At 39.6% G+C, this 6580-nt stretch carries 7 protein-coding genes; all 7 read left to right on the forward strand.

Features of this window, described 5'->3' with window-relative positions:
- The first annotated feature begins 209 nt into the window (after positions 1-209).
- From Q0438_RS04150 to Q0438_RS04180, 7 genes are read left to right on the forward strand one after another with little or no spacing between them, the layout of a single operon-like run.
- Positions 210-995: a hypothetical protein gene (locus tag Q0438_RS04150; RefSeq protein WP_299187688.1), complete on the forward strand. Its 786-nt coding sequence runs from the start codon at positions 210-212 to the stop codon at positions 993-995.
- Positions 973-1524 (forward strand): RAMP superfamily CRISPR-associated protein, encoded by a 552-nt coding sequence (locus tag Q0438_RS04155; protein WP_299187691.1) that lies wholly within the window; start codon positions 973-975, stop codon positions 1522-1524. The genes Q0438_RS04150 and Q0438_RS04155 overlap by 23 nt, the downstream gene beginning before the upstream one ends.
- Positions 1524-2930: a hypothetical protein gene (locus Q0438_RS04160; RefSeq protein ID WP_299187694.1), complete on the forward strand. Its 1407-nt coding sequence runs from the start codon at positions 1524-1526 to the stop codon at positions 2928-2930. The genes Q0438_RS04155 and Q0438_RS04160 overlap by 1 nt, the downstream gene beginning before the upstream one ends.
- Positions 2927-3061, forward strand: a complete 135-nt coding sequence (locus Q0438_RS04165; RefSeq protein WP_299187696.1) for a hypothetical protein — start codon at positions 2927-2929, stop codon at positions 3059-3061. Before Q0438_RS04160 ends, Q0438_RS04165 begins: the two co-directional genes overlap by 4 nt.
- A 12-nt stretch (positions 3062-3073) precedes the next feature.
- Positions 3074-4294, forward strand: a complete 1221-nt coding sequence (locus Q0438_RS04170; protein ID WP_299187698.1) for an RAMP superfamily CRISPR-associated protein — start codon at positions 3074-3076, stop codon at positions 4292-4294.
- On the forward strand, positions 4281-4739 hold the full coding sequence (locus Q0438_RS04175; protein ID WP_299187700.1) for a TIGR04423 family type III CRISPR-associated protein: 459 nt from the start codon (positions 4281-4283) through the stop codon (positions 4737-4739). The genes Q0438_RS04170 and Q0438_RS04175 overlap by 14 nt, the downstream gene beginning before the upstream one ends.
- Positions 4736-6490 (forward strand): TIGR03986 family CRISPR-associated RAMP protein, encoded by a 1755-nt coding sequence (locus tag Q0438_RS04180; protein ID WP_299187702.1) that lies wholly within the window; start codon positions 4736-4738, stop codon positions 6488-6490. The genes Q0438_RS04175 and Q0438_RS04180 overlap by 4 nt, the downstream gene beginning before the upstream one ends.
- Positions 6491-6580: the final 90 nt, after the last annotated feature.

A 6580-nucleotide genomic window follows, 5' to 3' on the forward strand; every position in this document is an offset into this window, starting at 1 on the left:
AATAAAATTTTGAAAATATCTATCGTTGTAATATCATGCTACCGCGCTCGATTATGAGGACCGGTGCAATTTAATCAAATTTTAACAAAAGCCAATGCGTAATCGCTCATTTTTCGCAGGCGCTTGATGAGGCGACAAAGGCTGCGTTTGTTAATGCCAAAGAAAAAACAAAAGACGCTCTTGGCAAAGTTGACCTGAGGATAAAAGAGTTGATCTTAAGCGGCGACGATATGACGGCGGTTTGCGATGCGGACATAGCGTTAGAATTTACTAAAAATTTCATAGAGGAATTTGAGAAGGAAACGGACAATAAAAAGCGCGATATAGAGAAAAAACTCACGATGTGCGCGGGGATTGCCTATTGTAACGAAAAATTCCCGTTTCATTATGCGGCAGGTCTAGCTGAGGAGCTTTGCGGTGCCGCAAAAAAGCACAGCAAAGATCGCTACGTAAATGATGCCGAAAAAGACATAGCGCCAAGCTGCTTAATGTTTCATAACGTCCAAAGCTCGAATTTCCAAAGCTGGGATAAATTTATAAAAGATGAACTGACGATCGGGGGCGAAAAAGAAGGGCGCGCGATCGATGGCGAAGACGCTAGCGAAATCAGATACGATTTCGGGCCTTATTATCTGGGCGATACGACCAAGTCGGAAAACGAGCCAAAGGTAGAAAATTTTATAAATTTAACCGAAATGTATCGCGGCGAAAACAGCCCCAAAGGCAAACTGCGAGAGTGGATAAAGGAACTTGGCGTAAACGATAGATTAGCCAAAGTTATGCTAGATAGAATAAATGAGATGTTAGAAAATAGGGGCGAATTTGATAAGGCCCTGAAGGCTCTTTACAGCGAGTTATCGTGCGGAAATTTGATTTTAGAAAAGGACGGGGCGCAAAAAACGCTGATTTACGACGTATTGCAATTTCTGTCCGTTACTTCGGGTACGGAAGATAAAAAAGCGGAGGGCAAAAATGACGATAAATTACGAGCTTAAATTTTTCGACTACTGGCACGTCAGCAGCGGTCTTAGCGGCGGAGCGGCGCTTGACAGCTACGCGGTAAAAGACTCCGCAGGCCTTCCATATGTGCCGGGCAAAACCATAAAAGGACTTGTCCGCGAGGCGGCGGAGATGTTTTGGGATCGGGGCGATATAGATAAGTGCTTTGGTTCTCGAGGCAGTAAAGTAGGGCAAGAAAATAACGACGATACGACGCAGGCACAGTGCTATTTTAGTAGTGCGATCATAGATGAAAAAATAGCTGCCGAAATAACGTCGAATGAATTAGAGAGTAATCTTTTTGAAATCATTTCGGCTACCAAGATCGATGAAAACGGAATAGCGGCAGATAAATCTCTAAGAGATATAGAGGTTGTTCTGCCTATAACTTTGATCGGAAGGATAGAAAATATAGATGATAAATTTGCCCAAAATTTAGTCCGTGCCCTTAAGTCGGTAAAGCGGATGGGGCTAAATCGCAACCGAGGTCTCGGTAGATGTGAATTTAAAGTTAAGGAGCTATGATGAGAGAGCTTAAATTTGAGATAACTTTCAAAAGTCCTATTATCTTGCAGGCGAGCTCCAATACGCAGGGCAAGATGAGCTCGCTTGATTTTATCCCGGGAAGCGCATTTTTGGGTATGGCGGCTAGCAGATACGGCGAATTTAGCGATCCTTTTAAAATCTTTCATAGCGGTGCGGTAAAATTTTGCGACGCTTCGCCGATCAAAGATGGCAAAGAATTTTTTAAGATCCCGCTTTCGTATTTTCACGAGAAGCTTGATGGTAGCAAAATTTATAACCATCATTTACTTTGCAAATATAACGCTAGTGATAGAGATAAATTTGAGGATTTTATCCAGCTAAAACAAATGAGAAACGGCTATATAAATGAAGGAAACGAACAGCTTAGCATGGATCTGGATTTTTCCCAAAAGAGCGCATACGATAAAAGCAAAAGACGCTCTAAGGATAGCCAAATGTACGGCTATGAGGCGTTTAGAGCCGGAATGAAATGGCGATTTAGCGTTAAATTTGAGCCTAGCGTGAGCGAAGACGACATAAACCGCGCAAAAGAAATATTGGAGCATTCAACTAGACTCGGTAAATCGAAGAGTGCGGAGTATGGAGCGGTAGAGATTAAATTTATCGGCGAAAATACGGATAAAATTCAAACCTTTACGCCGCCGGAGAAATATACTTTCGTTTATGCTAAATCCCGCCTCGCGCTTATTGACGAAAACGGCAATCCGAGCTACGACGTAAAATACATTTTGCCAAATTTAGACGCAAATAATGTCGATTACGAAAAGACGCAGATTAGAATTTCAAATTTTACCCCTTATAACGGAGCTCGCGCCACAAGAGATTATGAGCGAGCCTGCATAAATAAAGGTAGCGTGATTGCGCTAAAAGAGCTAACGGGCGAGCAAGTAGCCGAGCTAAAAAACGGTGTCGGAGCGTATCTGAGCGAAGGCTTTGGCGAAGTGCTGATAAACCCGTGGTTTTTAAATGGTGGCGATGTGCAAGAGCGGCCGATAAAATTTCAAGAGAAAGAAGAGGAGAAGCAGGCGCACACAAGTTTGCCGATACAAAGCGATCTGGCTAAATTTTTACAGCAAAAGGAAACTGCCAAGAAGCAAATTCTTGAAACAGCCGAAGAGGTAGCTAAATTTATAGGAGATCATAAAAATAAATTCAACAAAATTTCAAACTCACAGTGGGGTGCGATAAGGGCGCTTTGCAAAACCAAAACGGATCAAAATATTTGCCAAGAAGTTGATGATTTTATATCAAAAGGCGTTATGTCCGAAAGATGGAACGATGAAAAAGAGCAGCTTTTGGAGGCTATTGCAAAAAGTAGAGATCCGCTTAAATTTACCTTGTTCTTATCTATGCAAATGCCAAAAATCACAGGAGAAAAGCAATGAAAAGATTTTTAGTGCACGTCATCATAGAAGCCAAAACTCCGTTAAAAGTTGGCGACGGCAAAAATGATCTATTTTTGGATGCACCGGTGCAAAGAGATTGGAACGGCTTGCCGATGATCTTAGGCACTTAGGTTGCAGGGATTTTGCGCAGGGCGTTTGAAGATAATGCCGACAAGGATGCCGCGAATAAAATTTTTGGAACCAAGCGCGAGGAAAAGGGTCGGGGCGGAAATGGAAAGGAAAGCAAAGACGAAAATAAACAAGAAGACGAAGATTTACTCGGCTCAAGACTAATTATCTCAAACGCTCTGTTGCTCGTCGATAAGAATAACAAGGTTTGCGAAGAGTTGCTTTTGCAAAAGAGCGAGTTTTTGCGCTATTTTGATATTTTGCCGATTAGAGATCACGTTGCCATAGGCGCAAACGGTACGGCAAAAGACGCGGGGAAATTTGACGAAGAAGTCGTATTTAAAGGTACAAGATTTAAATTTTCGCTTGAGTTTGACGGAAGCGAAGATAAATTTAAGAAAATTTTAAATCTGCTTTGCGATCCTACGCTAAGGCTTGGCGGCGGAAGCTCGAAAGGTTTCGGCTCACTTGGAATTTTAGAGATAAAATGGGGTGAGTTTGAGCCGGACAGATACTCTAGCAGTTTAAATTTTAGCTCCGATGAGTTTGTAAAATTTATGCCCGATAGCGCAGCGGACAGTAATTTGAAAAGACATATCAGATACGAACTTAAAATTTTGCCCGATGATTTCTTTATGTTTGGAAGCGGATTCGGCGACAAGGACGCGGATCAAACATCCGTGCTTGAGAGTGCGATCGACTATAAAAAGGAGCGCCTTAGTAAGCGTAAAATTCTAATCCCGGCAAGCTCGGTAAAAGGCGCATTATCGCACCGAACGGCGTTTCATTTTAATAAAATTAATAAACAATTCGGCGAAAAAACCAAGGTCGGCAGCGAAAACGAAGCCGTAAGGGAAATTTTTGGCTATGAAAAGAATAAAAATGATAAAGGCGCCAAAGGCAAAATTTTAATCAGCGATTGCTTTTGGGATTACGACGAAGCAAAAGATACGAAGGTTTTCGAACACGTTAGCATCGACCGCTTCACGGGCGGAGCAATCGATAGCGCTTTGTTTCAAGAAAAAGTGGTCGCAAAAAGAGACGAATTTATAATAGAAATTTTGCTTAAAAATAATGTATCGAAAGATTCGCTAATGGCGTTTGAAATAACTTTAAACGATGTGGTTAAGGGACATTTGCCGCTTGGCGGAGCAACTACCAAAGGGTATGGATTTTTTAAAGGCGAAGTCGTGAAAAATGGTAAAAGACTGGAGCTAACAGATGAGAAAAAATAAAGACGAAATTTTAAAATATGTAAATGAGAATTTAAGGGATTGCGAGGGCTACATTCAGCTAATGGGCAAAAAAATCGACGAGAAGTACCTGTTTTTAGCGGGCGAGCGAACTCCTAGTCTAGGCGAAGACGAGCTAATCTATGAAGCACATTTTTTTAATGTAAATTCTAAAAAAAGCGTTTCCATCCGCCAGATAAACGATGGTTGGTTTGTTGATGAGACGGAGTTAGGGGGCGTAAATTTAGATCCCGAGAAAAATCCTGACGTGCAGGAATTTTATTCTAAATTTAAACCCGATTTTTCTGCCAAATTTAAGGATATCAAAATAAAAATAGCTCAAATTTGGGAAGAGGAAAATGACGAATTTTGCAAAAATTTACCAGTATTAAAACTACAAAAAACAGTATTTGCAGGCTTTGTAAAAGATGAAAAGGATAAAAAATGATAACCGCTCCATATAATTTTGTGCCACTAAACGATAAAATTTTCTACCCGTCTTGGGCTAGCGAGGACGCTCTTAAAAATATCCACGACGTGCCGTTTGAAGACGGCGAGAGCGGAGTTATCGAGCTTGAGATAACGACCAAGAGTCCTATTTTTATAAAAGACAGCAAAAACCCTAGCGAATTTTGTCACTCTATAAATGAAAACGGCGGTAAAGAGTATTACATCCCGGCAACTAGCATAAAAGGCATGATAAGAAACGTGCTTGAGATAATGAGCTTTAGTAAAATTCGCATAGACGAAGGAAAACATAAAAAGTATCTTAGCGTTAGGGATATGACAGATAGAAAAAATTTAGTCGGGCAGGCTGACGGTTGCGGTTTTTTAGTTAAAAATGGTAGTAGTTATATAATAGAAGAATGTATAGATATTCGAACAATAAAATTACATAGCGACGCAAATTATAAAGATATAAAAAAACTAGAAACCGCCAAGGAAAAATATATAAAATTCGGCTTATTAAAAGAGATAAATTTTACTCCTTATAATGAGAAATCAAAAAATAGATCAGGGCAAGATATAACCATTAAACGAGCCAAATTCGATAAGCAAGGAAGAAGTGGTATTTTAGTTTTTACTGGAGATATGGGAAATAAAAAACATGAATTTGTTTTTGCAAAAAATGGTAAAAAGATCCAGTTAGATAAGAGTGTTTTTGAGAATTTTAAAAAAGTTTATTTTGATGATGAAGGATCAATAGATGGTCAATTCTGGGAAAAGCAGTTTAACAAAGGTATGCCGGTACCAGTTTTTTATAACAAGGATAAAATGGCTATCGGCTTAACGCAGCTTTTCAAGCTCGCTTACAAAAAAACTATTTTCGAAGCGGCAAAGCAGGCGAGCGATGATGCGAAATTTGACCTTGCCGAGACGATTTTTGGAACTGTTAGAGGCAATAGGGCTTTAAAGGGTCGTGTATATTTTTCACACTTTAAATCAACAATCGAGAGATTTGAGGGACAAAATACCGATAGAGGTATATTTGGCACACCAAATCCTAGCTATTATCCAAACTACTTAGAACAAAACGGCAGTAAATATATAACACTTATGGACGCAACCGCCAGGATAAGAGGCTATAAACGATATCCTTTGCATGAAGGCGTAGAAAAATTAAGTATTGGAAACGGCAATAAAGATATGATTGTCGAATTTAAACCACTTCCTGCGAATAGCGTTTTCAAGGGCAAAATTGTATTTCATAATCTTAAGAAGGTCGAAATCGGAGCGCTGTTAAGTGCAATAACTTTTCACGGCAGAAGCGATCAATTTATGCACAATATCGGCTTTGCAAAGCCTTACGGTTACGGCAAAATTGATATAAAGCTTACGCCAAAAGTGTTGGATTGTAATCAAGAAGAGTATCTAAAAGAATTTGAAAAGCAAATGAATGAATTTGTACCAAATTGGCTTAATAAAGAACAACTAAAGGAGCTTTGCGCGATGGCAAGCGTGAAGTATAAGCCTACCAAAATTTTACAATATCAGCAACTAGACAATAAGGATTCTGAGTATTTCAAAGTAAAAAATAATCGGCAAGAGAATAACGAATTCTCAGGAGCTAAAAGTTACAATGAGCGCTTAAGTCCATACTCTGGTATGGTTGTGTATTCAAAGCCGCAAAAACCGCTACAAAGCTCTAATGGGCGACATCACGGCAATAATAGAAATAATAGAAGAGATAAAAAATGACCCATTATGAAAAAAGAAATTTTCAAAAAATAGTTGTTTCGCTCTTGGGAAGCTCTCTTTTAGGGTACAGAGCGTTTTTTATCATAGCGG

The organism is uncultured Campylobacter sp. (assembly GCF_938030785.1).
GTDB lineage: Bacteria > Campylobacterota > Campylobacteria > Campylobacterales > Campylobacteraceae > Campylobacter_B.

Bases quoted from the DNA above. Each gene is read 5' to 3' on its own strand.
- Q0438_RS04175 (WP_299187700.1), top strand. From the start codon at position 4,281: ATGAGAAAAAATAAAGACGAAATTTTAAAATATGTAAATGAGAATTTA.
- Q0438_RS04160 (WP_299187694.1), top strand. From the start codon at position 1,524: ATGAGAGAGCTTAAATTTGAGATAACTTTCAAAAGTCCTATTATCTTG.
- Q0438_RS04180 (WP_299187702.1), top strand. From the start codon at position 4,736: ATGATAACCGCTCCATATAATTTTGTGCCACTAAACGATAAAATTTTC.
- Q0438_RS04155 (WP_299187691.1), top strand. From the start codon at position 973: ATGACGATAAATTACGAGCTTAAATTTTTCGACTACTGGCACGTCAGC.
- Q0438_RS04165 (WP_299187696.1), top strand. From the start codon at position 2,927: ATGAAAAGATTTTTAGTGCACGTCATCATAGAAGCCAAAACTCCGTTA.